Here is a 26,104-nt window from a genome sequence, read left to right as displayed (position 1 = left end):
ATCTCCTCTATCCCTCAATTTCTTTTTGTTTATTCATAAACTCTTCTTCTGACCAGACTTCAGTACCAAACTTTTCAGCTTTTGTTAATTTTGAACCAGCATCTTCACCAGCAATAACTAAATCTGTACTCTTAGTGACACTACTTGTCACCTTAGCACCATGATTTTCTAACCATTTAGAAGCTTCACTTCTAGTCATCTGTTGTAACTTACCGGTCAATACAATTGTTTTATCATTGAACTCAGGGTGACCTTCCACTTCAGAAACTTTCACACCTTTGTAAAGCATATTAACATTTTTCGCTTTAAGTTTATCAATTAGCGCACGAATATCTTCATTTTCTAAATATGTAACCACTGATTGAGCGAGTTTATGACCAATATCATGAATACTGGTAAATTCTTCTTCGGTTACTTCAAATAATTTATCGATAGAGCCATATTTTTCAGCAATAACTCTACTCGCCTTTACCCCTAGATGTCGTATACCTAAACCAAAAAGTAATTGTTCTAGAGAATTAGATTTAGCATTTTCAATCGCAGTTAAAAGATTATTGACTTTCTTTTCACCCATTCTCTCTAGTGGTAATAGGTCTTCTGCCGTTAGATAAAAAATATCTGCTACATCTTTAATTTTTTCGTTTTCATATAATTGTTGAATAATTTTCGTACCTAAACCATCAATATTCATTGCTTGTCTAGAAACAAAATGAATCATACCTTCTACCAATTGTGCCTGACATTTAGGATTGATACATCTAAGTGCTACCTCTCCTTCAATACGAACAAGTTCATGGTCACAACTTGGACAATGCGTAGGCATGTGATAAACAGTCGCATCTTCAGGTCTTCTGTCGATAACACTTTTTATAACTTCCGGAATGATATCTCCAGCCTTTTTGATAATTACACTGTCACCAATTCTGATGTCTTTTTCATGTATTAAGTCTTCATTATGTAACGAGGCACGTGATACTGTTGTCCCTGCAACTTTAACAGGTTCTAATACTGCAGTTGGTGTGACTACGCCAGTTCGCCCAATACTTAGTTCAATATCTTTTAGCTTTGTAATCACTTCTTCAGCTGGAAACTTATATGCAATGGCCCATCTTGGCGATTTTTGAGTAAAACCTAATTCATCTTGTTGGTCAATAGCATTAACCTTTATAACTATACCGTCAATGTCATAAGGTAAATCCTCACGCTGTGCTGTCCATTTTTCAATATATTGTAAAACTTCGTCTATCGTTTCTACACGTTGGCGTTCGTGATTCGTTTTAAATCCTAGTTCATCTAACTCATCTAACGCTTCACTTTGTGTAACAGCATTAAACTGTGTAAAGTCATTGACACTATATAAAAATACGCTCAATTTACGTTTGGCCGCTAATTTAGAATCTAATTGGCGTAATGAACCTGCTGCAGCATTTCGTGGATTGGCAAATGGTTGCTCATCATTTTTTTCCTTTTCTTCATTTAAATTAATAAATGATTGACGTGGCATGTATGCCTCACCACGAACTTCAAAAGTTCGCGTATCGTTGATTTTTAATGGTATCGCATGAATGGTACGTAAATTTTCTGTAATGTCTTCACCAATCGTCCCATCGCCACGTGTTAAGCCTTGTACGAAACGACCATTCTCATATTTAAGAGAAACGGCTAATCCATCAATTTTCAATTCGCACATATATTCAACTGGACCAATAAGGTCCCTGATACGCTGATCAAATTTGCGCAAATCTTCTTCATTAAATGCATTGCCTAAACTCAACATTGGTGTATCATGTGCAACCTTTTCAAATGTAGATTGCGCCGACCCACCAACTCTTACTGTTGGTGAATCTGGTGAACGCAATTCTGGATGTTCTGCTTCAATGTCGATTAATTCATGTAATAATTTATCATATTCACTATCGGGTACCGATGGGTTATCTTGTACATAGTATTCGTAACTATATTGGTTTAATAATTTGTGTAACGTTTCTACACGTGTTTGTAACTCTGCCAAGTGTTATTCCCCTTTCTTTTCAATCGGTGCAAATTGAGCGAGTAATCGTTTAGGTCCTTGAGATTTGAAAATAATATCTAATTCTACTGAACCATTCTTTTCATTTACATTACTAACCATACCCTCACCCCAAGATTTATGAATGACTTTATCTCCAACTTTCCAATCTGAAGTTGATTGCGAATTACTTGATGTTGTCGCGCGTCTACTATATCCACGCTTTGCTGGTTGTTTCGTCGCTGATTTAAATCCATTGGTAGTTTGTGATCTTGGCTTAGATTGATTTACTTTATCTAATAAATCTTCAGGGATCTCTCTTAGGAACCTTGATGGCATGTTAGATTGTGGGCGCCCAAATAACATTCTTGAAGTTGCGTGAGTTATATATAATGTCTCTTCTGCTCTTGTAATGGCTACGTAGCATATTCTACGTTCTTCTTCCATTTCGTGATCATCGTCACTTTTTATAGCTCTAATATGTGGGAACAGTGATTCTTCCATACCCATTATAAAGACAATTGGAAACTCCAAACCTTTAGCAGAGTGCATTGTCATCAATGTAACACCATCTTCGATTTGCGCTTCGTCAATATCTGCAACTAATGATAAGTCCGTCAAGAAATTAATTAATGATTGTTCTTCAAGTGGTGTATTTTCTTCATAATCTTTCGGTACAGACATAAATTCATCAATATTTTCCAAACGACTTCTTGATTCTAAAGTTTGTTCACGTTCTAACATTTCTCTATACCCAGATTTTTCAAGCACTTCGACTACAATTTCACTAATTTCTAAGAATTCTTGTTGTTTTATTAAGTTTTGCATTACCTCATAAAACTGAACACATTCTTGTGTCACTTTCTTAGATAATCCAATAAAGTCTACTTCTGCTAAGGCATCAAACATACTAATATCATTTTGATTTGCGTATGCTTGTATCTTATCCACTGATGACGGACCTATACCTCTCTTAGGAACATTAATAATACGTTGTAAACTGATGTCATCATTACTATTTGCAATAATACGTAAATAACTTAATAGATCCTTAATTTCTTTACGATCATAGAACTTTTGACCACCAACCATCGTATAAGGAATATTCGATTTCATAAATGTTTCCTCTAATACACGAGATTGTGCATTTGTACGATATAAAATAGCCATATCTTGATACTTCTTACCATTGCGTTGATGCTTCATCATTTCACGAACAACATATTCCGCTTCATCACGCTCTGTCGTAGCCTCATAATAATGAATCTTATCACCATCAGTATTACCAGTCCAAAGTCCTTTCGGCTTTCTTTCAGAATTATGTTTAATTACCTCATTAGCTGCGTTCAGAATATTTTTTGTAGAACGGTAATTTTGCTCTAGGAAAATAGTCTTTGCTTCTGGATAGTCTTCTTCAAATGATAAAATATTTTGAATATCTGCACCACGCCAACCATAAATAGACTGGTCTGAATCACCTACGACACATAAGTTTTTAAATTTACTTGCTAATAAATTAACTAACGTATATTGTGCCTTATTGGTATCTTGATACTCATCCACATGAATGTATTGGAATTTATTTTGATAATAATCTAACACCTCTGGCACACGTTCAAATAAACGAATTGTTACCATGATTAAATCATCAAAATCTAATGCCTCATTACGTGAAAGTTGTCTTTGATAACCTTTATATACTGTAGCTACCATTTGTGAATGGTAATCTTGAGCTTCGTTTTGAGCATCTTCCGGTGTTTTCAATTCATTTTTAAGGTTACTGATTGCTCCGATAAACATTCTTGGTTCAAATTTTTTACTATCGATATTTTCATTTTTCAATACATCTTTAATGACAGACTTTTGATCTGTTGGATCGATAATCGTAAAGTTTCTTTCAATACCTATACGATCAGCATCACGTCTTAATATTCTCACGCACATTGAATGGAATGTTGACATCCAAATTACTTGCGCTTCTTCGCCAACTAATGCCTCTACACGTTCTTTCATTTCTCTTGCAGCTTTATTTGTGAACGTTATTGCTAACACATTATATGGAGACACATCTTTTTCATCAAGCAAATAAGCTATACGATGTGTTAATACACGTGTCTTACCTGATCCTGCTCCTGCCATTATCAGCAATGGACCTTCAGTCGTACGTACTGCTTGGCTTTGTTCATCATTCATCTTACTAACTAATGCATTCATTTATGTGACTCCTTTATTTTAACTGTTTTTAATGCTTGTTTAATATCTGTATATATAACATCTCCGACAATTATGGTATCTGCATATGCTGCCATTTCTCTTGCAGCCTCTAAACTGTCAATACCACCACCATAAAATAATTGTGTTTCAGTTAACATATCAGCTGCAGCTTTTACATAATCTTTATTACCATATGTCCCACTATATTCTATGTACATGACAGGCAACTTATACATATCATTAATCATCTGAGCATACGCTTCAATATCTTCAATTGACAAATCTGTGCTCGCATCAGTCAATTCGGCAACCTTACTCTTAGGATTCAACACAACATAACCTTCAAACACGACTTCATCGAAATCAATAACATGACCGAATGACTTTAAAGCCTCTAATAATATGCCATTATGAAATTTAACGTCATTACTATTTAAGACGGTTGGAATAAAATAAAAATCAAATCCTGGCATTACACTTTCAACATTAGAAACCTCTAAAGCTAAAGGTAATGGATAACGTCTTACACGACTCATTAACTGGATTACATTATCCTCTGTAACATTGTCAGTCCCTCCGATAATGATTGCGTCAGTGTTTGACATACATAATGATTCCAAATCCTCATCTGAGATTGTTTTTGCAGGGTCTAATTTAAAAATATGTTCCCACTGTTTTATGTCATACATGATATGTTACTCCTTTATTTAGCATACATTGTATTATATCATTTTTAGCCAGTGGTTTCTAAAATGATGTTAAAAATGAGCGACTCAATAAGCGAGTTTTTTTGTTAACATCCATTTAACTAAATGCAGGTAGTATTTATTCACTTTTTCTCATTCTTTAATAGTTACAAGGTATTATAATTCCTTTCTTTATTTAACAAAAATGGGTAATAAATATCCCACACTTTATAAATTGTATGTCGTTTGATAGGTTTTGGAGGAGGATTTCAGCCAGCCATAAAAAATTCCCTTCAAAGTTAACATTTTCCAGTGTCAATTTTGAAGGGTACTGATCATTACGTATTGGCGCTATTATTCTGAAATTGAAATTCATGATTCAAGCGCTATTAACTTAAGTTATTATTTTGATTGTATTTCGTAATAATGTTCTAAATTAGTATGTTCATCTGTGATTATTTTCGCTAATGTCTTACCAACATACCTAATATGCCATGCTTCATAAGCATACCCAGTTTGTTTAGATTGTCCCTTGGGATAACGAATAATAAAACCGTACTCAGCTACATGACGCTCTAACCAATGTGCTTCTTTAGAATTTTGAAAGTCTTTATGAAAATCTTTCATTGGTCTATGTGTACCAACATCAAATGCCAATCCAGTTTGATGTTCAGAATGACCTGGTTTCGCTGTATATTGCTCTGCTGTCATTTTACCGTCTTTTTTCTCATATGCTGCTACTACTTTCTTTTGTTCATTATAATTACGATAGCCACTGACATAGTTTAAATCCATGTTATCCTTTTGAGCATTTTCTAATAATTTATCAAGCTGATGGCGCGCATGCTTATTTTCCTTTGGCTTATAGTTTGGAGGTAGACTAAATCGTTTGTTAACAATGACATGACCATTCACTCGTGTAACGCCCTGTGCTTTGGTGATGATTGGTACCGCATGAGTCGGCTTTATCATTGTAATTGCTTCTTCTGTATTTTTATTATAAGACTTAACAACCGATATGATTAACCAGACGATAATAATCAAACAAATTATAATAAAAATCACACTGCTAATCATCAACTTTTTTAACATAAATTACCCCTTCCATCATATAAAAACATACGCTTATCACATCATTTATCCCCCAATATACACGCATAATAATTAACAAGCTACACTTTACTATGTCAACATCCAATATTACATACAACAAAATTTATCACAATAAAAAAGATTTTTATAGTAAAAAAAACTACCAACTAAGTTCTATGACATAGTTGGTAGTAATTAATTATTATTTAGTCGGCTGTTTCAATATTCATGCGTTCAAGAATAACAGTGTAGGCATCGTTCCCCCACTGTAAAGATCTCTTCACTCGAGAAATTGTAGCAGTTGAAGCACCTGATTCTTGTTCAATAGTTGCGTAAGTGTAACCTTGCTTAATCATTTTAGCTACTTGTAATCGTTGAGATAATGACTGTAATTCATTTACGGTACACAAATCATCAAAAAATTGATAACATTCTTCACGATTTTCAAGCGTTAAAATTGCATCAAACAATTCGTCCAATGCTTGTCCTCTTAATTTTTCTATTTGCATAAAAACAACCCCTGTATTTTTCAATTTAATCTCGTTTTAACGTACTAACACATTAAAGTGTAACGATTTTTATTGAAAAATTCAAGTTAAGTTAACTTTTAAACTAAACCTGCACGTTCAAAAATTGTATCAACTTGATTTAAATGATGTTCAGGATTGAAACATTCATCTAATTCTTCTTTTGACAATTGACTTGTAATTGCATCGTCTTGTTCAATTAAAGTTCTGAATGGTGTCTTAGTTTGCCATGATTCCATTGCTTTAGGTTGAACACTGTCATAAGCTGCCTCACGTGCCATACCTTTATTAATTAATGCTAATAAAACACGTTGTGAATAAATTAGACCAAATGTTTTATCAATATTTGCTTTCATATTATCTTCATAGACTGTTAATCTGTCCACGATATTTGTGAATCGATTTAATGCGTAATCTAGTGCAATAGTAACATCCGGTAACATGATACGTTCAGCAGATGAATGTGAAATATCTCGTTCATGCCATAATGGTACATTTTCGTAGGCTGTTGTAACGTAACCTCTGATCACACGTGCGATACCCGTAATGTTTTCAGAACCGATAGGATTACGTTTATGAGGCATTGCTGAAGAACCCTTCTGACCTTTAGCAAATGCTTCTTCAACTTCTCTTGTTTCAGTTTTTTGTAAATTACGAATTTCTACTGCGAATTTTTCCAAAGAAGTGCCAATCAAGGCTAATGTCGCAATATAATAAGCGTGTCTATCACGTTGTAATGTTTGAGTAGAAACCGGTGCAGTATCAATTCCTAAATGCTCACATACATATGCTTCAATTTCTGGTGGAATATTTGCAAATGTACCAACTGCTCCACTCATTTTACCAACTTCAATTTCTTCTCTTACACGTTTAAAACGCTCTAAATTACGTTGCATTTCTGTGTACCAAAGTGCCATCTTCACACCAAATGTAGTAGGTTCAGCATGAACACCATGTGTACGTCCCATCATTAATGTATATTTATAATCTTTTGCTTTTTGTGCTAATACTTCGATAAATCTCTCTAAATCTTTTTCAATAATGTCATTTGCTTGTTTAATTACATAACTCAAAGCAGTATCTACAACATCTGTTGAAGTTAAACCATAATGAACCCACTTACGCTCTTCACCTAAAGTTTCTGAAACTTGTCTAGTAAATGCAACGACGTCATGACGTGTTTCTTGCTCAATTTCTTGCGCACGTTCTACATTCACTTTTGCATTTTGACGGATTTTCTTTACATCTTCTTCCGGGATGTCCCCTAATTTACTCCAAGCTTCACATGCTAGAATTTCCACTTCTAACCATGCTTCATAGCGGTTTTGGTCAGTCCAAATATTTGACATTTCTTCTCTTGAATAACGTTCAATCATTGAAATAAGCTCCTATCTTACGTAAGTTTTAGTTCACAAACCCAAAAACATGTACATTTAATGAAAAATAGAGTTTAAAGTTCGTGTTTAATCTCTTCACTACTAGTTTAACAGAATTATTATCAAATGTATAAACCTTTTAGGTTTTCTTTTAAAATTTTTAACTTGTTGTTCAGTTCAATTAAATTCATCCTTTAAAAAAAGACCGCATGGTAACACCATGCGATCATTATTTTAAGATTCCATTAAACGACCTACAAATTCAATATCTTGTCTTAGCACTTCGACACTACCGTCTTTATTTTCTTTGTAAACAGGCTTTTCGAAACGTTTCACCGGCATATACCCTGCTTCACGCATGCGCTGTAAACAATCCTGAATTGATTCGTTTTCTTCTACTTTGAATTTTTGTTGTTTTTTCATATACTTTCAACTTCATCCGTATCATATTGTTTAAGTTTCTTACTTTTAAGACCTTTAGCCCAAAAGCCTCCATGTATCGTACGTGGTTCATATGCTACGATAAAAGCCTTATTGTCTATTTGTTTAATTGTATCGATTAATTTAAACTCAAATCGTCTCGGCGTTAAAATTTGTAGAATTAAGCGGTCACCGTCTCTACCGTAAGCAGTATAGTGTGTTACACCATACCCTAAATCTCTCAATTGTCGCGGTAAATCTAATTCATACTCTGAAGATGTAACATTGACGACAGTATAGCCGAGAGCCAATTTTTCTTCTATCTTCATCCCTACAATAATACCGATTGAAAAACCAAAAGCGTAAGCAATAATATTTTGAATTTGGTCTAAACTTGACATTACCATCCCTAGACCGACAACATAAACTAAGACTTCTAAAAAACTAACGACAGCAGCAACATATCGATAACCTTTTAACGTCAATATTGTTCGCATTGTTAAAAATGATACATATGCAACATTAACTACAAATATCGCTAATACCATTAACCACGGATTAGAAGTTATTACTGACATATTCATTGTCCTTTCTCATACATTAAATTTAAGTAATTTTATCAACTCACACTTTATTTGTCACTAAAAAAATTACGCTAAATTTAATTTTTCGGCCATGAATATCTTGTGTATGCTAGCTCTCTTTTATGTGCTGTTTTGATATAGTGTTGTTCAATTGTCGCCTTAGCTTCACTAGACACTGGCTTACCTTCTAGATAATCATCAATGTCATTATAGCTGACACCCAAAGCTTCTTCGTCTGGTAATTGCGGTTTGTCTTCTTCTAAATCTGCTGTTGGTGTTTTTTCATATAAATGACTTGGGGCATCTAAAGTTTGTAATAACTGTCTACCTTGTCGCTTATTCAGACCAAATATCGGTGCGATATCTGCTGCACCGTCACCATATTTAGTATAAAATCCAGTAATATTTTCTGCTGAATGATCCGTACCTACAACAATGCCCTGTTTATTTGAAGCAATAGAAAATTGCACCTTCATACGTTCACGTGCTTTTTCATTACCTTTTTGGAAATCAGTAAGTTCAATTCCAGCCTCTTTTAATGACTGTACACTTTGATCAACCGCAGGTTTAATATTTACTGTAATTGTCTTATCCGGTTGAATAAATGCTAATGCATCCTCTACTTCGTCCGCATCTTGTTGTTGACCATAGGGTAATTTCACTGCAATAAATTGACAATCTATTTGCTCTTCTCTCAATTCATTAACTGCGATTTGGCATAATTTACCTGTTAATGTTGAATCTTGCCCTCCAGAAATACCTAATACCAATGACTTAATAAAAGAATGCGTTTGTATATAACCTTTAATAAATTGAATGATGCTACGAATTTCAGCTTTACTATCTATTTCAGGTTTCACTTTCATTTCCTTTACGATAATATCTTGTAAATTACTCATGTTCTTCCTCCATCTCCTTTACATGTTCAGCCACTTCAAATATACGTTTATGTTTATTTTCCCAACATGCAGTACTTAAATCAACTGGATACTCTTGTGGATTTAAATGACGTTTATTTTCTTCCCATAAATGTGAAAGGTTCTCTGTTAAATAACGTTGCGCTTCCTTTTCACTTGGTAAGTCATAAACGAGTTGTCCATCTTTAAAAATATCACTGTGTAAGTCCTTAGCTATAAATGATTTAATAAATTTCATTTTATATGTGTGGACAGGATGGAACAATTTCAGAGGTGCTTCGTCATTTGGATTTTCATGTTCTAATGTAATGTAGTCACCTTCTGCTTTGTTTGTTTTCTTATTAATAATACGGTAAACATTCTTTTTACCTGGTGTTGTTACCTTTTCAGCATTATTAGATAATTTAATACGATCTACATATTCACCTTGTTCATTTTCGACGGCAACAAGTTTATATACCGCACCAAGTGCTGGTTGATCGTAGCCAGTAATTAATTTCGTGCCAACGCCCCACGAATCGACTCTTGCACCTTGCGATTTCAAACTCATGATTGTTTCTTCATCTAAATCATTTGAGGCAATAATTTTGGCATCTTTAAAGCCCGCTTCATCTAACATTTTTCGAGCTTCTTTAGATAAATAAGCGATATCCCCTGAATCCAAACGGATACCAACAAAGTTTATTTTGTCACCTAACTCCTTAGCAACCTTTATTGCTGTTGGTACACCTGACTTTAATGTATGGAACGTATCAACTAAGAACACACAATCTCTATGACGTTCTGCGTACTTTTTAAAGGCAATATACTCATCGCCATATGCTTGTACCATTGCATGCGCATGTGTGCCAGATACAGGGATATCAAATAGTTTGCCAGCTCTCACATTACTCGTTGAATTAAAACCACCGATAAATGCAGCTCTCGCTCCCCATAAAGCAGCATCTGCTTCTTGTGCTCTTCGCGTACCAAATTCCATTAATTTATCGTTGCTCGCAACTTGTCTAATTCTACTCGCTTTTGTTGTAATTAGCGTGTGGAAATTCACAATATTCAACAACATGGTTTCTATAAGTTGTGCTTGAATTAACGGTGCTTCTACTCGAAGTAGCGGCTCATTCCCAAAGCAAAGTTCCCCTTCTTGCATTGAGCGTATATGACCAGTGAATTTCAAGTCCTTTAAATAGCCTAGAAAGTCATCTTGGTAGCCAATTGATTTTAAATACGCAATATCATTTGCTGAAAAATGAAAATCACTAATAAAATCTATAATTTTTTTTAATCCATTAAATACAGCGTAACCACTGTCAAATGGCATATTTCTAAAATATAAATCAAATACTGACCATCGCTCATGAATGCCATCATTCCAGTATGTTTCAGCCATATTTATTTGATATAAATCATTATGTAATACAAATGTATCATCTTCAAATTGGTACACAATTATCTCTCCAATCAGCTTTTCCATTAGTTTAGCATAAAAGAAACACTGATAGCACCTTAAATATGATGGATTTTATGTTCTTTCTATACCTTATATATATTGTACAATTTCCATATAAAAATTAAAATTATGATGATTATGTGACTGAAACAAAACAAAATAATGAATTTTCAAATTATCTCATTATATTTAAGAGCAAATCTTTTATAATATATTATGAGGTGTTAGAAATGTTAAATGAAGCCAAAGCGTTTATTAAAGCAATGTATAATGAATTAAATTATAGCAACGACACATTACGTCAACGCTTATCAGAAATTGAACACGCCATCACTAACACTGGTACGTATGAGCACACAACAGCTGAACTCACGTACGGTGCTAAAATGGCATGGCGTAATTCAAATCGCTGTATCGGAAGACTATTCTGGGAATCTTTAACCGTCAATGATGCAAGGTCAATTCATACTGAAACAGAGTTTATAACAGAAATTGAAAATCATATTGAACACGCTACAAATAATGGTAGAATCAAACCTTATATCACTATTTTCAGTGCTACAAATCCACCTACTATATACAATAATCAATTAATTCGCTATGCCGGTTATGACGATTTAGGTGACCCAGCAGAGAAGGAAGTTACAACACTCGCACAACATCTAGGTTGGCAAGGCGAGCATACAAACTTTGATATTCTTCCACTTATCTATCAAATGCCAAATGATAGTATTAAGTACCATAACTATCCAAAATCGTTAATTAAGGAAGTGCCAATTACTCATGACCGTTACCCAAAATTACAATCATTAGGTCTCAAATGGTATGCAGTACCAATTATCTCAAGTATGGATTTAAGCATAGGTGGTATTACTTATCCAACTGCTCCCTTTAATGGTTGGTATATGGTCAATGAAATTGCAGTTAGAAATTTCACAGATAATTATCGTTATAATTTATTAGAAACTGTTGCAGATGCCTTTGAATTTGATACACTTAGGAATAATACTTTTAATAAAGATAGAACACTTGTCGAATTAAATTATGCAGTCTACCATTCTTTTAGAAATGAAGGCGTCTCTATAGTGGATCATTTAACTGCATCAAAGCAATTTGAAATGTTTGAACAAGCAGAACATACTGCAGGTCGTGAAGTAACAGGAAAATGGTCTTGGTTAGCACCATCTTTGTCACCGTCATTAGTTCCAAACTATCATCATGGGTATAAAAACGAGATCAAGGATCCTAATTTTCATTATAAAAAGAAAGCACCGACCGGTTGTCCTTTTCATTAAAAGTACGTAATCAACATATAGAACAAGGGGTAACGTTATGAAACTTTATTATCTGGGACCGAAGGGTACATTTTCTTACTTAGCTGCAAAACAATATAAATCTGAAGATGCATATGATTTTATACCTAAATCAAATTTATACGAGGTCGTTCAAGCAGTATCTCATGATGACGAAAGTATCGCAGTCGTTCCGATTGAAAACTCAATTGAGGGAACCATTAATATCGTCGCTGATGCATTAACTCAACAAAATATCTATGCACAAGGTGAATTACATTTAGATATTCAATTTGCACTTTATGGCCCGGACGATGCAACTGTAAATGATATTAACAAAGTCTATTCCATTGCACCGGCAATCAGTCAGACAAGTCAATACATTCAAAACCACGGATTTGATTATGATTATGTCGAAAGTACAATCAGTAGCCTAGATAAAATTTCAGATCAAACTGGCGCTATTGCACCCTTAGGCAGTGGCGAACCATATGGATATAAAGCAATCGCTCACAATATCCAAGACTTTCCACATAATACAACACGTTTTTTAGTTGTGAGTAATCAACCTCAGCATATTAAAGATGCAAGTGATAGCATGGTACTCATCACACCAAAATATGATAAACCTGGATTATTGGCGAGCATATTAAACACATTCGCATTATTTAATATTAACTTATCGTGGATTGAATCACGTCCATTAAAGACACAGCTAGGTATGTATCACTTTTTCGTACAGGCTGACTCACCTATTAATGACGAGCTTAATAAAGTGATTAAAATATTAAATACTTTAGACTTTGAAGTTACAGTAATTGGTTCCTTTAATAAAATGGACCTATCAGATAAATCATAGATATAAAAACTTTCACCATTTTTCGTCAAAACAAAGTTTTAACAAATACGAAAAGCGATAATGTGACACAATTTTAGTGTCGACATTATCGCTTTTTTTACATATTATTTCAGTGGCAATGGTTTCGTAATATCTATACCTAACACTGGTGGTACTAGGAAATAGACAATAAGTACGATAACAACCACACTGATCATGTTTACCCAAAATCCTACACTTGCCATTTTCTTTATCGTAATCCGACCTGTTCCAAAAACAATGGCATTTGGAGGTGTTCCAACCGGTAGCATGTATGCGCAATTAGCTGCCATAGCTGCTGGCACCATTAATAATAATGGGTGAACATTTACTGCTACTGATAGTGTAGCTAATATAGGTAATATCATTGTCGCTGTAGCTGTATTCGATGTGATTTCTGTTAAGAAGAGTACAAATAAAGTAATAACAATAACGATAAGTAATGGACTGACGCCTTCTATTAAGCGTAATTGGTCGCCCAACCATTTTGCCAATCCACTTGAAGAGATACCTTTAGCTAATGCTAAACCTCCTCCGAATAATATTAAGACCCCCCAAGGTAAATCCTTTGCGACATCCCAATCAATAATACGTTTATGCTTAGCTTTATTTTTCGCAGGTATTAAAAATAATAAGACAGATATAAATATAGCGATTGTGCCATCTGCAACTTCAGATGTTAATTCCCAACGCTTTAATAAAAATTCCCTACTAATCCATAAAAAACTAGCTAAAATAAACACAAATTGAACGACCTTTTCTTCAAATTTCATCTTGCCTAACTCATCAAGTTTATCCTTGATAACATTATGACCACCAGGCAAAGTTTTCATTTCATGTTTAAATGCTACAAATCGAATATAAGCCCAGACAATTGCCAGTAAAATAATCACCGTAGGAACCCCAATAATCATCCATTTTGCGAAACTAATTTCCTCACCGAAAGCCGACTGATACTGCCCTTTCAAAATGATTAATGGAGGCGTTCCAATTAATGTTCCAAGTCCGCCGATTGTCCCAGCATAACCAATTGCGAGCACTAAAGATTGTTCGAATTTACTTAATGAATGTTCACTTATATCACTATTTTTCAATTCACGAGCCTCTTTAATAATCGCCATACCTATAGGTATCATGATCATCACCGCTGCAGTATTTGATACAAACATCGATAAAAATCCTGTCGCAATCATAAATCCTAATAAAATTTTACCAGTACTTGTGCCTAAATAATTAATAATCGTTAATGCTACACGCGTATGTAAATTCCATCGTTCCATCGCAATGGCCAATATAAAACCACCTAAAAATAAAAATATAATGTCATTACCGTATTGCGCTGAAACTTCTTCTGGATTTAATACATGTCCCATTGGTAGTAAAATTAATGGCAATAAACTCGTTGCTGCTATAGGTATCGCTTCCGTTATCCACCATACTGCAATCCATAGCGTTATTGCTAATACGAACACCCCTTTTCGCGACAAGTCTTCTGGGTGTATGAATAATAACGTTAACACAAACAATAGTGGACCTAAGATTAAACCAATTTTTTGCCCAGTATTATATGACTTTTTGTCTTGTGAAAAGAATGTTAAGTAATGGCTTAGCGGACACTCCCCTTCATTTAATTTGTTCATAAAATCCCCCTTTATTATTGTCTGAATATTCACAATAATTACAGCGATTATAACATATCTTCACAACAAATAAAGTGTATAATTAAAACGCTTACACCTTTGGTATAAGCGCTGTCCATCTTATTTATTCAACTTGTTTTTTAACCACTTTTGCATCACCATTTCCAAATAAAATCACATCTTGAACATGGTTTAAATAAATCTTCTGAGAACAATGCTCAAAGTTATTATGCGCAATGACTATTTTCTTATGCATGACTTTATTGTAACTTTGAACTCTAATCGCTTCTTTCGTCATTGGCCCTATAAAGGTATTACGATAAATATTTAAATTTTCGCCTGCCTGCGTATTACATAGTCTCCCTGATAAATCTTGCGCATTTTTGCCATCTTTTACTGCTAAAAAACGAATACCTCCAACACAATTAATAAAATGATTATCATGAATATAAGTATCCTTCGCTTTCAAAGGAGTTAAAGCGTATTGATTCAATCCATCAAATGTATTATATCGTATATGAATATTCTGATAGAATTGATTAAATCGACTGGCATGCGAGCCGATAGCTCTATTCCATGCTTTCATTGTAGGTGTGGTAGAAGCACCAAAGTAACAATGCTCAATAATTACATTTTTAGTAACTGTTCCATCTGTTGCACCAAATTTTGGAAATGCGCCTTTAACTTGTAAATCAATTTGGATTGCCTCAGAAAAACTTCGTTCTCCATTATCATCATTAAATCCAAGAAATTGACACTGACTCATATATAATCCATTTATGCCACATGCATCTATTGCATGACCACCGACAATATCTTTAAAGGTAACGCCTACAATTTGGATATCTTGCGCATGTCCAATACTCATTGCTGTATTATTATATGGATATTCGTAACCATTCATATCAAATGTACCACCCGCAATATGAATATGACTATTTCCGTTATAACCATAATAACGTTTCAGCTTACGACCATTTTTTAACAGTGCATCTTTTCCTATTCGCTTCAAGACCGTTTCATCATCAAGTAACAATGTTGTACCTTCATATATTTTCAAAGATCTACGTATATGATATTCACCTTTTGGTATTTGTATCGTGACCTTCTCCTGTGTTTTGGCAATATCTAATGCACGTTGTAATGCTTTAGTATCAGCCCATTTACGCTTTCCTTTCAATCCAAAATCTGCCGCGTTGATTATCATCGAAAACTTCCTTTCTATCCTGACTACTATATATTAAACAAATTCTATTTAATTTAAACCCTATATATACACCTTTGATGTTTTTACGAGTTAGTATATAATGACTATTAACTTTATAATTAGGGAGTGTAAAAGGTTAATGAAAAATAGTGCACTGATTATAGTTGATTATTCAAATGATTTTGTTGCAGATAATGGCAAATTGACTTGTGGGGAAGCCGGTCAACAAATAGAAAACTATATCGTTGAAAGAATTGAAGCTTACAATAATAAAAAGCAACAAATCTTTTTTATGATGGATTTACATTACGAAGATAATCATTACCATCCTGAGAGTAAACTTTTTCCACCACATAATATTTTAGGTACGATTGGAAGAGAATTGTACGGTAAGGTTAATGATATTTATCAAAATATTCTGTTTAATGAACACGTACATTTTTTAGATAAAACACGTTACGATTCATTTTTCGGAACACCATTAGACATTATGTTGAGAGAACGAGGCGTTACACAACTTGAAATCGTAGGTGTATGTACTGATATTTGCGTCCTACATACTGCAATTTCCGCTTATAATTTAGGCTACGAATTATTTATCTCACATAAAGGTGTGGCCTCATTTAATCCAACCGGACATGAATGGGCGTTAACACATTTTAAAAATTCCTTGGGTGCAGTAGTAGAATAACGACTATTAATCATGATAAAATAAAATTAAATATAAAAATAAGGAGAATTTAAACATGGCAAAAACATATATTTTCGGTCATAAAAACCCAGACACTGATGCAATTTCATCAGCAATTATTATGGCAGACTTTGAACAACAAACTGGTAATACTGAAGCTACACCTTATCGTTTAGGTGACGTTAATGCTGAAACGCAATATGCTTTAGATCACTTTAAAGTAGACGCACCTGAATTATTAAATGATAATTTAGCTGATCAAGAAGTTATCTTAGTCGATCACAACGAATTCCAACAAAGTGCAGATTCAATTGCAGATGCACAAGTGAAGCATGTTGTAGATCATCACAGAATCGCTAACTTTGAAACAGCAGCACCATTGTATTACCGTGCTGAACCTGTAGGCTGTACTGCTACGATTTTATATAAAATGTATCAAGAGCGTGGTTTTGAAATCAAACCACATATTGCAGGATTAATGGTTTCAGCTATTATTTCTGACAGTTTACTATTTAAATCACCTACATGTACTGAAGAAGATGTTAATGCTGCAGAAGCATTAAAAGCGATTGCTGACGTAGACTTAGAATCTTATGGTCTAGAAATGCTTAAAGCTGGGGCTTCAACTTCAGATAAATCTGCAACAGACTTATTAACTGCAGATGCAAAATCATTCAACATGGGTGACTATACTACACGCATCGCTCAAGTTAACACTGTAGATATAGATGAAGTGTTCGAACGTCAAGATGAATTAGAAAAAGCTATGTTAGAAGCAAGTGCAAATGAAAAATATGATTTATTTGTTCTTGTCATCACTGATATTATTAACAGTGATTCAAAAATCCTTGTTGTTGGTGCTGAAAAAGACCAAGTTGGCGTTGCATTTGATGTTAAACTTGAAAATGGTACTGCATTCTTACCAGGTGTTGTATCTCGTAAGAAACAAGTTGTTCCTCAAATTACAGAAACTTTAACTAAATAGTTTAATACGTTATATTATTTATAAATTAGCAATTATTGTTGTTATATTATCAATATAGTAATCCTGGAACATATTTAAATATGTTCCAGTTTTTTATCCAAGTATACTTATCTAGTACTTGTCAGATTAGGAGGATTCCATTTGAATGTGATAGAACAGACTTTCCATAATAGTAAAAAATATTTTGATACTCACGAAACCAAAGATATTAAATTTAGAAGAAAGCAGCTCAAGCTGTTAAGTAAAAGTATACGTAATCATGAAGATGAATTACTCGACGCTTTTCAGAAAGATTTAGGAAAAAACAAAGTAGAGACTTATGCCTCAGAAATTGGTTTCACTTTAAAAAATATTAAAACTGCACGTAAAGAACTTAAAAATTGGGCGAAACCAAAGCAAGTCAACACCCCTATCTTTATGTTTCCAACCAAAAGTTATATTATGAAAGAGCCTTATGGAACAGTATTAATCATTGGTCCGTTTAACTATCCTTTTCAACTATTGATCGAACCTTTAATCGGGGCAATTGCTGCTGGGAATACTGTCATATTGAAACCTTCTGAATATACACCAACTGTTTCAACAGTCATTCAAAGGATTATTGAAGAAGTATTCGATGCTGAATACGTAAGTATTTGTCAAGGCAACAGCGAAGTCACACAACAACTACTTGAATTGCCTTTTGATTATATCTTCTTTACTGGTAGCGAAAAGGCTGGCCGTATAGTCTATCAGGCAGCAAGTTCACATTTAACACCTGTCACGTTAGAATTAGGTGGTAAATCACCTGTTATTGTAGACGAGACAGCAAATATTAAAGTTGCCAGTGAACGTATTTGCTTTGGTAAATTTGCTAATGCTGGTCAAACGTGTGTCGCACCAGATTATATTTTAGTTCATCGTAAAGTTCAAGATGCGCTTATCACTGCACTTAAACAAACGATCACTGAATTCTACGGCAAATCAATACAACAAAGTCCTGATTTTGGACGAATTGTTAATTCGAAGCACTTCAATCGTTTGCATGATTTACTTACCATTCATCAGCAAGATATTATCTTTGGTGGTCAAACAGACGCGGATGAATGTTATGTTTCACCGACACTTTTACAAGGCATTACCTTTGATTCCAAAATTATGGAGGATGAAATTTTCGGCCCACTACTTCCTATTATCACTTATGATGATTTTGACGAAGCCGTTTCATTAATCCGTTCTAAACCTAAACCATTAAGTTTGTATTTATTTAGCGAAGATGAAAATGCTACTGAACGTGTATTAAAGGAAATTTCTTTCGGTGGTGGTGCTATCAACGATACTGTGATGCAACTTGCCAATCCTAATTTACCATTTGGCGGAGTTGGCGCTTCTGGTATTGGTCAATATCACGGCAAATATAGTTTCAATACCTTTAGTCATGATAAATCTTATATTTTCAAATCAACAAGATTAGAATCAAGCTTATTCTTCCCACCATATAAAGGGAAATTCAAATATATAAAAACGTTTTTTAATAATTAACAAGTTCTGAGTATAACAATACCAAATTATATGTTAGTTGAGCATTGTTATATCATAATATAAGGTACTTCGTTCATTTAGTAATTATTTATTAAATGGGACGATGTGCCTTATTTTTTACATTGATACGCTTTTTATAAAGACATTTAAGATAGCATGGCGCGAGTCTATACCATGTCTCAATGCAATACTTAAATCATCGAACAATTACAATACGAGAAATCATCAAAATAAAAAGTCAGTAAATGAATTTTCTGATACGTGTTCTTCAAGGTGGTATTTTAAAAAATGAAACCTTAAAGGATACGTACTACTCATTTACTGACTTTTTCAGAATTTTTATATCAAACACGTTTGACTATTACTGTAAAAATTGTACACATACACCTTCAGGCGCTTGTTGTTGATGATCGACTTGAGTTAATTCTCCTGTCACTTTATTACGCTTAAACACAGTTAATGCGTAATCACCTTCTTGATGTGCACAAACTAGGTATTCATCTGAATTTGTAATATTAAAATCTCGTGGGAATTCTCCACCACTTGACACAATATCTACAAATGAAATCGAAGAACCTTTTTCTCCTATTTTAAAGATGGCAATACTATCATGACCTCTATTACTAATATAAATAAATTTTTGGTCATTCGATAATCGAATACCTGCAAGTTTAGTTTCGCCTTCGAATGTAGCAGGTATTGTTGAGTGACGCTCTATTTCAGTAAATTTACCATCGTTATATGCAACAGTGCTTACCATATTAGAAATTTCATGTACTATATATGCATGCTTACCATCTTCATGGAATGCGATATGTCTTGGACCATCACCTGGCTCAAAATCACTAACAGCATATACTTTTAGACCTTCATCTCCATATTCATAAGTCACGACTTTATCTGTTCCTAAGTCTGCCGCCACAACATATTTTTCATCAGGCGTTGTCTTTAGAAAATGTACATGCGAGCTTTCTTGTCGTTCGTCTGGACCAGTAGGATAATCATGAGCTAACTCTTGTATTAAGCGTATGATTTCACCTGTTTCAGGATTCGCCTCATATATTCTAGCTAAGCCTGCACCATATACGGATTCAAAGATATACTTACCATCTGGTGAAATATCTACATAACAACCAGTTCCCTCTGTCGATGCTAAACATTTATTAATTAATTTTAGTTCCCCATTTTCTAAAATCTCTAAGCTAGCTATGCCACAATTTTCACCTTCACGATTAATAGCATATAAGAACTTATTATGTTGATTCACGTAAGTAGATGCTTCTAATTCAAATCCAGTGTCTACTTCTGTGACTTTTCCTGTTTGTTCATCTAATTCAAAGCGATATATACCTTTACCTTCTTTTTTAGTATATGTGCCTATGTAACCAATCGTCCTCATGTAAACCCCTCCATTTTCATATATCTTTATTCTAATAAATATCTACATAATAAACAATCAATTGAAAATATATTCTTTATAAATACTATGTTATTGACATTTTCAGAACATTTCTTCTGTTAAAATATCACTTGCCAAAAACGAACATATGTTCTATTATTGTGGTGAGGTGATTTTATGATTCCTAAAGAATACCAAGATGAAACGGATTATAGAAAGATTCCTAGAGAGTTTCTCAATCCAAATATTCCCCAAGGACGAGGCATGGTAAAATGGGCGCCGTTTGCCACATTGCCAGAACAATTCGAGTCGATTCAACAATATATTATAGATCAAAATAAAATCGACCGTCCCTTGTTATCAGATGATCAATTAAACGAATTGAACAGCCAACTACATCAAGCATTACATAGAGACATTCCTGTCTCAATAGAATACTTCCAAGATGGTTGGTTAGAAACCGTTGAGCTACGAATCAAGCGTATCAATTTATTACAAATGAACTTGGAGGGTGAGATTACAAATTCAACACGCACGATGACATTATCTTTATTAGACATCACCAAGATACTCACCACTGATAATCGTACATCAATTGAATAGGTTATCTTGGCAGTAATTAACTGCTAAGATAGCTACTATTTACTCCCTTTGATTCGCAATTTTCAAATTCGCATAAAAAAATAGAACACTTAACGTGTTCTATCAATAAATTAATTATTTGTTTCGATATCTGAAACGATTTCTTTAGTTTTACTTTCGATTTCTTCAAAATCTTTTTTGAAGATATAGGCGAATGCTACAGCACCAACGCCAGCGATTAATGAAACGGTAAAGATTGTACCGAAAACAAATTTAAATAAACCTTTAATAAAATTCCACATTATTCTGTTCACCTCAATAATTTATTAACAATGTCTATACCTAATGATAGCACAATTAAAAGCATCAATAAATATATACCCACTTTTATAGCTTTTATTCTACAAAATTCTAAAGTAATTTTATGTTATTGATGTATAAATGCATCCATGCTTCCATTAAATTTCTCACAACTATATAAGCACAATGTATATAGAATATCAAAATAAAAAAGACTAATAGCAATTGTATTAGCCTTTAATATAGTTAATTTAATTATTCCACCAAGTTGATACGGCGTCTTTAAATGAATCATAGTAGTTTGACATTATAATCACCTCATTAAACTAATTTTATTAGTTATTCGCTGATGTTATTATTATAATAACTATTCTACTTACATAATACAATTAATATGAAGTTACAAAAGAATTACAGTTCTGTAAGTTAATATATAATAAATTAGGAGTTTTGTTTATGCAAAATGTAAAATCAGATATTTTCACGCATCGCGGTTCTCACTTTGATTTAGGTATAGAGACTGCTAAATGGATGCAACAAACCCCACTATTGAAAAACAGAGAAAAAGAATGGAAAAAGCGTGTTCCACGTTTTGACATACATATAAAGGAAACATATGATATATTCCAAGTCTATGCACCACAAATATGGGAAGAGATTAATGGCATGCAAGAAGTATTAAATATCCCAACTAGCCAAATGATATTAAATTTTGCTCATTACCGCTTCACACCACTTAAGAATAGTGGCTGCACAGTGTTTCTAGGCAATGATTATATGGTTAGAAATTATGATTATCACCCTGCTACATATGACGGACGTTATTTATTGTTCCAACCAAATGATGGTGGACTAGCACATGTTGCCCCTACATCTAGAGTAACAGGTAGAATGGATGGTATGAATGAGGCCGGCCTAGCTATGGGTTATAATTTCATGCATAGAAAGCATCCAGGAAACGGATTTGTATGCTATATGATTGGTAGATTAATACTTCAATACTGTAAAGATGTTCCCGAAGCAATAAAATTACTAGAAGAAATACCTCACCGAAGTTCTTTCAGTTATATTGTTATGGATAAGCATTTAAATCATGCAATCATTGAAGTTTCACCACGTTCCATCGAGGTTCGCTATGATCGAACATGTACCAATCATTTTAAATTATTAACACATGAGAATAGAAATTACACCAAAGAATCGAAGGAGCGACTGTCGAGATTGTTAAAAAAAACACCACAACATCTTGATAAAATGGACGCATTCCAGATGTTCAATGATCCAAAATTTGAAATTTATAGTAAATTATTTAAAAGTTGGTCAGGGACGATACACACAAGTATGTATGAGCCCCAGTCACTAACAGCTTATATTGCTTTAGGTGAAAATCAATCTCCACTTAAAGTCGACTTTTCAAAATGGTTAACTGGATCATCATTAAATGAAACACAAATCACTGGAAAAATTGATACTGATTTAACATTTGCCACTGAATAAATTATAAAAAGAACCGACAATAACACAAAATGTTAAACTCGGTTCTTTCATTTACGCTCTATTAATCTATATGAATATCACCATGATTGGTATAAAATTCCAAGACATTTTGTCCATCTCCAACTTTACCATCGATAAACATTTTATTGTTTACATGCGCATTGCCATTTTCGGGATTTAACTTTAACAACGTATTGTTCGGTTCTTTGTTATATCTCATGTGTATATTACCGTGTTGTGTAGAGGCTTTAAAATCAGATTTTACATCCATTTTATTCAACTCAATATTCCCTTTGTTCGCAAGCAATACTGAAGATTCAATTAAGGAATCATTAACTATGATGCTTTCATTTTTCGATTTAATATTTGCATGCTTTATATCACTTTTAGTTAAGTGAATTGGAGAATTAGTCCCTCTATAAAACATATCATTTATCGTCGAATTTTTTACTGTAATACGCGCACCGCCAGTGTCATTAAATAAAATTTTTGCTGATTTAATATCCACATTATTTATGGTAGTCGCATTTGTTTCGCATGATAGTGTTAACTTATCTAATTGTTTATCTGGAACTATTATTGTCATCTGGTCATTTACTCGTCTAAATGGGTTAAAATTCAAACCATAATGATCTTCACTATTACTATTTTCTTGAATGCTTAATTCTTGATTAGAGTCATCAATGTTCAACCTTTTCTTACCACTATATTTAACTGCAAATTGTTTACCTCGTTTGATGTTAATCGAACTATTTTGACTATCTAACTTAAGACTATTTATCTTTTTAGAATCAAAGGTTTTATTTACAGAATTAAGTTTATTATTTTGTTGCTCAAATCCAAACCAAGTCAAGCAGCCTAAGAGGAAGCATACTATAAATAAGATTAATCCACTTATGAATAACTTCTTCATTCAACTGCACTCCCTCTAATCGTTTTGATATTCCAACGTAAATACTTCAAAATTAAACGATATACAAATTGAGCTAATTTAGCAATTGCAACGAAAAGTACAATGCCTAAGCCAGTATATGATATTGCAAACAAGTAATTGCTAACCGCAAAGCTGATATTATGATTAAATATACCATTGATAATCAGTAACACTGGACTAAGTGTAAAGAATAGAGAACATAATAATAAGATAACCATAAAGAAACCTACAAATATCATTGGAATCAAGATAATCACTACAGACAAGATACCCATGCCCAATGATGCCATAATCGCACGAACAATGGTTCTTACATTCGGTTTATATTCAGCTGAGGCTATAGCACTCTTCGCCATAATCTCTTTACCAATTTTCTTCGGTGATTCTAATGCACCAATAATTTGGTACTCATTTCTACCTTCACTTTCTTGCTCGAAAAAGTAATCCTCATATTCATACATTACTTTATCTCTTTCACTTCTTGGTAAATTATCTAACTCTTGTTCTAATTCATTTAAAAAAGTGATTTTATCCAAAATATCTACCGCCATTCAAGTATAGAATTCAATCCACTTTATATGTTCAAATAGAAAAATGACATACCTGTTGGCAATGTCATTTTAAATTGTTATTTATTATGAATTTCAATCTTTTTTATTTTATTATTCTTATGTACAACAAACAACTTTATTTTATGTTTTTTATCAATAAAAATCAAAGACTTAAATCCATTATGTAGTGATTTTTCTCTATAATTTGCATTTAAACTCGCCTTCACTTTTGAAATATCGTCACCGATTTTCCAACCATAATTTGTCTGTAGACTATCGTCATTTAATAACGACATCCCAACAATTTGATTACTACGCTTATTTACTAATACTATAAATTCAGGATGATCAACCATTGAATAAACATAAACCTTCTTTAATAAAACATCATCATCTAATTCAAATTTATGCTTATTCATTTTTGAACCAATCTTAAATTTATCAATTTTAAAGTTACTCAAATTAGTATTAGTATGTAACCTATTATGATTGACGAATATCACTACGGTGCCAATAGTAATAAGTATGAAAACAACTGTAATTATCCATTTAACATTTTTCAATAACTTCATTTTGTCACCACATTCCATATCACTTAATTAATATAGCATAGGAATTTCATACTTTCATCCATAAACTATACTTTTTAAAACATATTACTTTTATAAGTATTAAAAATTTTCTTTCATTTATATTTATTGATATAATAATACCTAATAAACTAAAGGGGGAAGTACTATGACAAGTTTAGAAACGTATTTCAACAACAGTCAACCACTTGATCAGTATATTGCAGCAATGACAGAAAACAAAGAGAATTTAGAGTCAATATATCATTCATTCTCTTTACCAAATAATGATCAAAGACTAGATCAACTTAAAACATCAAACTACAGCAAAGTCTTGGTAATTTCAGAAGATTGGTGTGGCGATGCTATGATGAACATTCCAATTTTAAAACATATCAGTGAAGCACTAAACTTGGAAGTTCGTGTCTTCCATCGTGATGAAAATACTGATTTAATAGATCAATATCTAACAAATGGAACTGCTAGGTCCATTCCAATTTTTGTCTTTTTAAATGATAATTTTGAACAAGTTTCAGTGTGGGGTCCACGTGCTAAACAAGTACAGCATTTTGTAGACGAAACGCGTGCAAAGTTACCAGCTAAAGATGATCCTACATATGAAGATAAATCTGCAGAAACACATGTAATTATTAGTAACCGCTATAAGACAGATTCTCAAATGTGGAAACATGTTTATGATTCAATTTTAGACAAACTTATCACAATATAAAAAAAGAGACGTATGAATAGGTTTTCTAACCGTTGATTCATACGTCTCTTTTTATTGT

The 26,104-nt window shown here is 33.2% G+C and carries 25 protein-coding genes; 8 read left to right on the top strand and 17 right to left on the bottom strand.

The window, feature by feature from the left end; genetic code table 11:
* Window positions 1–7: 7 nt before the first annotated feature.
* From ligA to ACY191_RS06465, 10 genes are all read right to left on the bottom strand, one after another.
* On the bottom strand, window positions 8–2,011 hold the full coding sequence (gene ligA, locus ACY191_RS06510) for an NAD-dependent DNA ligase LigA (RefSeq protein WP_107513112.1): 2,004 nt from the start codon (window positions 2,009–2,011) through the stop codon (window positions 8–10).
* Window positions 2,012–2,014: 3 nt separating this feature from the next.
* The gene (gene pcrA, locus ACY191_RS06505; protein WP_107526940.1) at window positions 2,015–4,222 is read right to left on the bottom strand and encodes a DNA helicase PcrA; all 2,208 of its coding nucleotides are present in this window, start codon (window positions 4,220–4,222) and stop codon (window positions 2,015–2,017) included.
* The gene (gene pcrB, locus ACY191_RS06500) at window positions 4,219–4,911 is read right to left on the bottom strand and encodes a heptaprenylglyceryl phosphate synthase (RefSeq protein ID WP_042739196.1); all 693 of its coding nucleotides are present in this window, start codon (window positions 4,909–4,911) and stop codon (window positions 4,219–4,221) included. The genes pcrA and pcrB overlap by 4 nt, the downstream gene beginning before the upstream one ends.
* 399 nt (window positions 4,912–5,310) lie before the next feature.
* Window positions 5,311–6,000: a M15 family metallopeptidase gene (locus tag ACY191_RS06495; RefSeq protein WP_229366876.1), complete on the bottom strand. Its 690-nt coding sequence runs from the start codon at window positions 5,998–6,000 to the stop codon at window positions 5,311–5,313.
* 206 nt (window positions 6,001–6,206) lie between these two features.
* On the bottom strand, window positions 6,207–6,509 hold the full coding sequence (locus ACY191_RS06490) for a YerC/YecD family TrpR-related protein (protein ID WP_042739198.1): 303 nt from the start codon (window positions 6,507–6,509) through the stop codon (window positions 6,207–6,209).
* Between the two features lie 98 nt (window positions 6,510–6,607).
* The gene (purB, locus tag ACY191_RS06485) at window positions 6,608–7,903 is read right to left on the bottom strand and encodes an adenylosuccinate lyase (protein WP_042739199.1); all 1,296 of its coding nucleotides are present in this window, start codon (window positions 7,901–7,903) and stop codon (window positions 6,608–6,610) included.
* Between the two features lie 234 nt (window positions 7,904–8,137).
* Window positions 8,138–8,326, bottom strand: a complete 189-nt coding sequence (locus ACY191_RS06480; RefSeq protein WP_042739200.1) for an NETI motif-containing protein — start codon at window positions 8,324–8,326, stop codon at window positions 8,138–8,140.
* A complete protein-coding gene (locus ACY191_RS06475) occupies window positions 8,323–8,901 on the bottom strand; it encodes a DUF2179 domain-containing protein (RefSeq protein WP_042739205.1) in 579 nt (192 codons plus the stop codon). The genes ACY191_RS06480 and ACY191_RS06475 overlap by 4 nt, the downstream gene beginning before the upstream one ends.
* An 83-nt stretch (window positions 8,902–8,984) precedes the next feature.
* Window positions 8,985–9,806 (bottom strand): ammonia-dependent NAD(+) synthetase, encoded by an 822-nt coding sequence (nadE, locus tag ACY191_RS06470; protein ID WP_042739201.1) that lies wholly within the window; start codon window positions 9,804–9,806, stop codon window positions 8,985–8,987.
* The gene (locus ACY191_RS06465; protein ID WP_107512682.1) at window positions 9,799–11,268 is read right to left on the bottom strand and encodes a nicotinate phosphoribosyltransferase; all 1,470 of its coding nucleotides are present in this window, start codon (window positions 11,266–11,268) and stop codon (window positions 9,799–9,801) included. Before ACY191_RS06465 ends, nadE begins: the two co-directional genes overlap by 8 nt.
* A 233-nt stretch (window positions 11,269–11,501) precedes the next feature.
* Between ACY191_RS06465 and ACY191_RS06460 the strand changes: the two genes are divergently transcribed.
* On the top strand, window positions 11,502–12,566 hold the full coding sequence (locus ACY191_RS06460) for a nitric oxide synthase oxygenase (RefSeq protein ID WP_042739203.1): 1,065 nt from the start codon (window positions 11,502–11,504) through the stop codon (window positions 12,564–12,566).
* Between the two features lie 37 nt (window positions 12,567–12,603).
* A complete protein-coding gene (gene pheA / locus ACY191_RS06455; protein ID WP_042739204.1) occupies window positions 12,604–13,422 on the top strand; it encodes a prephenate dehydratase in 819 nt (272 codons plus the stop codon).
* Window positions 13,423–13,526: 104 nt separating this feature from the next.
* Here pheA and ACY191_RS06450 read toward each other — a convergent pair whose 3' ends face one another.
* Window positions 13,527–15,080, bottom strand: coding sequence for an SLC13 family permease (locus ACY191_RS06450; protein WP_229366875.1), 1,554 nt, complete (start codon window positions 15,078–15,080; stop codon window positions 13,527–13,529).
* A 124-nt stretch (window positions 15,081–15,204) separates the two neighbouring features.
* Complete coding sequence (locus ACY191_RS06445) at window positions 15,205–16,287, bottom strand: glycoside hydrolase family 55 protein (protein ID WP_229366874.1); 1,083 nt, start codon at window positions 16,285–16,287, stop codon at window positions 15,205–15,207.
* 139 nt (window positions 16,288–16,426) lie between these two features.
* Here ACY191_RS06445 and ACY191_RS06440 point away from each other — a divergent pair, with 139 nt between their 5' ends.
* The 3 genes from ACY191_RS06440 to ACY191_RS06430 all read left to right on the top strand — a co-directional run bounded on the left by ACY191_RS06440 (window position 16,427) and on the right by ACY191_RS06430 (window position 19,484).
* Window positions 16,427–16,978 carry a cysteine hydrolase family protein gene (locus ACY191_RS06440; protein WP_042739377.1) on the top strand — a complete coding sequence of 184 codons (552 nt, stop codon included), beginning with the start codon at window positions 16,427–16,429 and terminating at the stop codon, window positions 16,976–16,978.
* A 55-nt stretch (window positions 16,979–17,033) separates the two neighbouring features.
* Entirely contained in the window at window positions 17,034–17,963 is a 930-nt protein-coding gene (locus tag ACY191_RS06435; protein ID WP_042739378.1) for a manganese-dependent inorganic pyrophosphatase, read from the top strand.
* A gap of 141 nt (window positions 17,964–18,104) precedes the next feature.
* Entirely contained in the window at window positions 18,105–19,484 is a 1,380-nt protein-coding gene (locus ACY191_RS06430; protein WP_463269963.1) for an aldehyde dehydrogenase, read from the top strand.
* A gap of 361 nt (window positions 19,485–19,845) precedes the next feature.
* On the opposite strand, the gene pglS is transcribed toward ACY191_RS06430, so the two are convergent.
* Window positions 19,846–20,883: a 6-phosphogluconolactonase gene (gene pglS, locus ACY191_RS06425; protein ID WP_042739380.1), complete on the bottom strand. Its 1,038-nt coding sequence runs from the start codon at window positions 20,881–20,883 to the stop codon at window positions 19,846–19,848.
* A 177-nt stretch (window positions 20,884–21,060) separates the two neighbouring features.
* Here pglS and ACY191_RS06420 point away from each other — a divergent pair, with 177 nt between their 5' ends.
* Window positions 21,061–21,486, top strand: coding sequence for a YolD-like family protein (locus ACY191_RS06420; protein ID WP_107512688.1), 426 nt, complete (start codon window positions 21,061–21,063; stop codon window positions 21,484–21,486).
* Window positions 21,487–21,596: 110 nt separating this feature from the next.
* Here the strand turns inward: ACY191_RS06420 and ACY191_RS06415 are convergent, their stop codons facing one another.
* Window positions 21,597–21,767: a hypothetical protein gene (locus tag ACY191_RS06415; RefSeq protein ID WP_107512689.1), complete on the bottom strand. Its 171-nt coding sequence runs from the start codon at window positions 21,765–21,767 to the stop codon at window positions 21,597–21,599.
* 454 nt (window positions 21,768–22,221) lie between these two features.
* On the opposite strand from ACY191_RS06415, the gene ACY191_RS06410 reads away from it, so the two are divergent.
* Window positions 22,222–23,262 carry a C45 family autoproteolytic acyltransferase/hydolase gene (locus tag ACY191_RS06410; protein ID WP_229366872.1) on the top strand — a complete coding sequence of 347 codons (1,041 nt, stop codon included), beginning with the start codon at window positions 22,222–22,224 and terminating at the stop codon, window positions 23,260–23,262.
* A 61-nt stretch (window positions 23,263–23,323) separates the two neighbouring features.
* Here ACY191_RS06410 and ACY191_RS06405 read toward each other — a convergent pair whose 3' ends face one another.
* The 3 genes from ACY191_RS06405 to ACY191_RS06395 form a co-directional block, all read right to left on the bottom strand.
* Window positions 23,324–24,175, bottom strand: coding sequence for a DUF4097 family beta strand repeat-containing protein (locus ACY191_RS06405; RefSeq protein ID WP_042739381.1), 852 nt, complete (start codon window positions 24,173–24,175; stop codon window positions 23,324–23,326).
* Window positions 24,172–24,732 carry an HAAS signaling domain-containing protein gene (locus ACY191_RS06400; protein ID WP_042739429.1) on the bottom strand — a complete coding sequence of 187 codons (561 nt, stop codon included), beginning with the start codon at window positions 24,730–24,732 and terminating at the stop codon, window positions 24,172–24,174. The genes ACY191_RS06405 and ACY191_RS06400 overlap by 4 nt, the downstream gene beginning before the upstream one ends.
* 92 nt (window positions 24,733–24,824) lie before the next feature.
* Window positions 24,825–25,319 (bottom strand): hypothetical protein, encoded by a 495-nt coding sequence (locus ACY191_RS06395; RefSeq protein WP_042739382.1) that lies wholly within the window; start codon window positions 25,317–25,319, stop codon window positions 24,825–24,827.
* A 166-nt stretch (window positions 25,320–25,485) separates the two neighbouring features.
* Here ACY191_RS06395 and ACY191_RS06390 point away from each other — a divergent pair, with 166 nt between their 5' ends.
* Entirely contained in the window at window positions 25,486–26,046 is a 561-nt protein-coding gene (locus ACY191_RS06390; protein WP_042739383.1) for a thioredoxin family protein, read from the top strand.
* Window positions 26,047–26,104: the final 58 nt, after the last annotated feature.

The sequence above is a fragment of the Staphylococcus sp. TCBT05 genome, from assembly GCF_055179755.1.
Note: the sequence above shows the minus strand (reverse complement) of the source record. Positions and strands in the feature narration are given on the sequence as shown.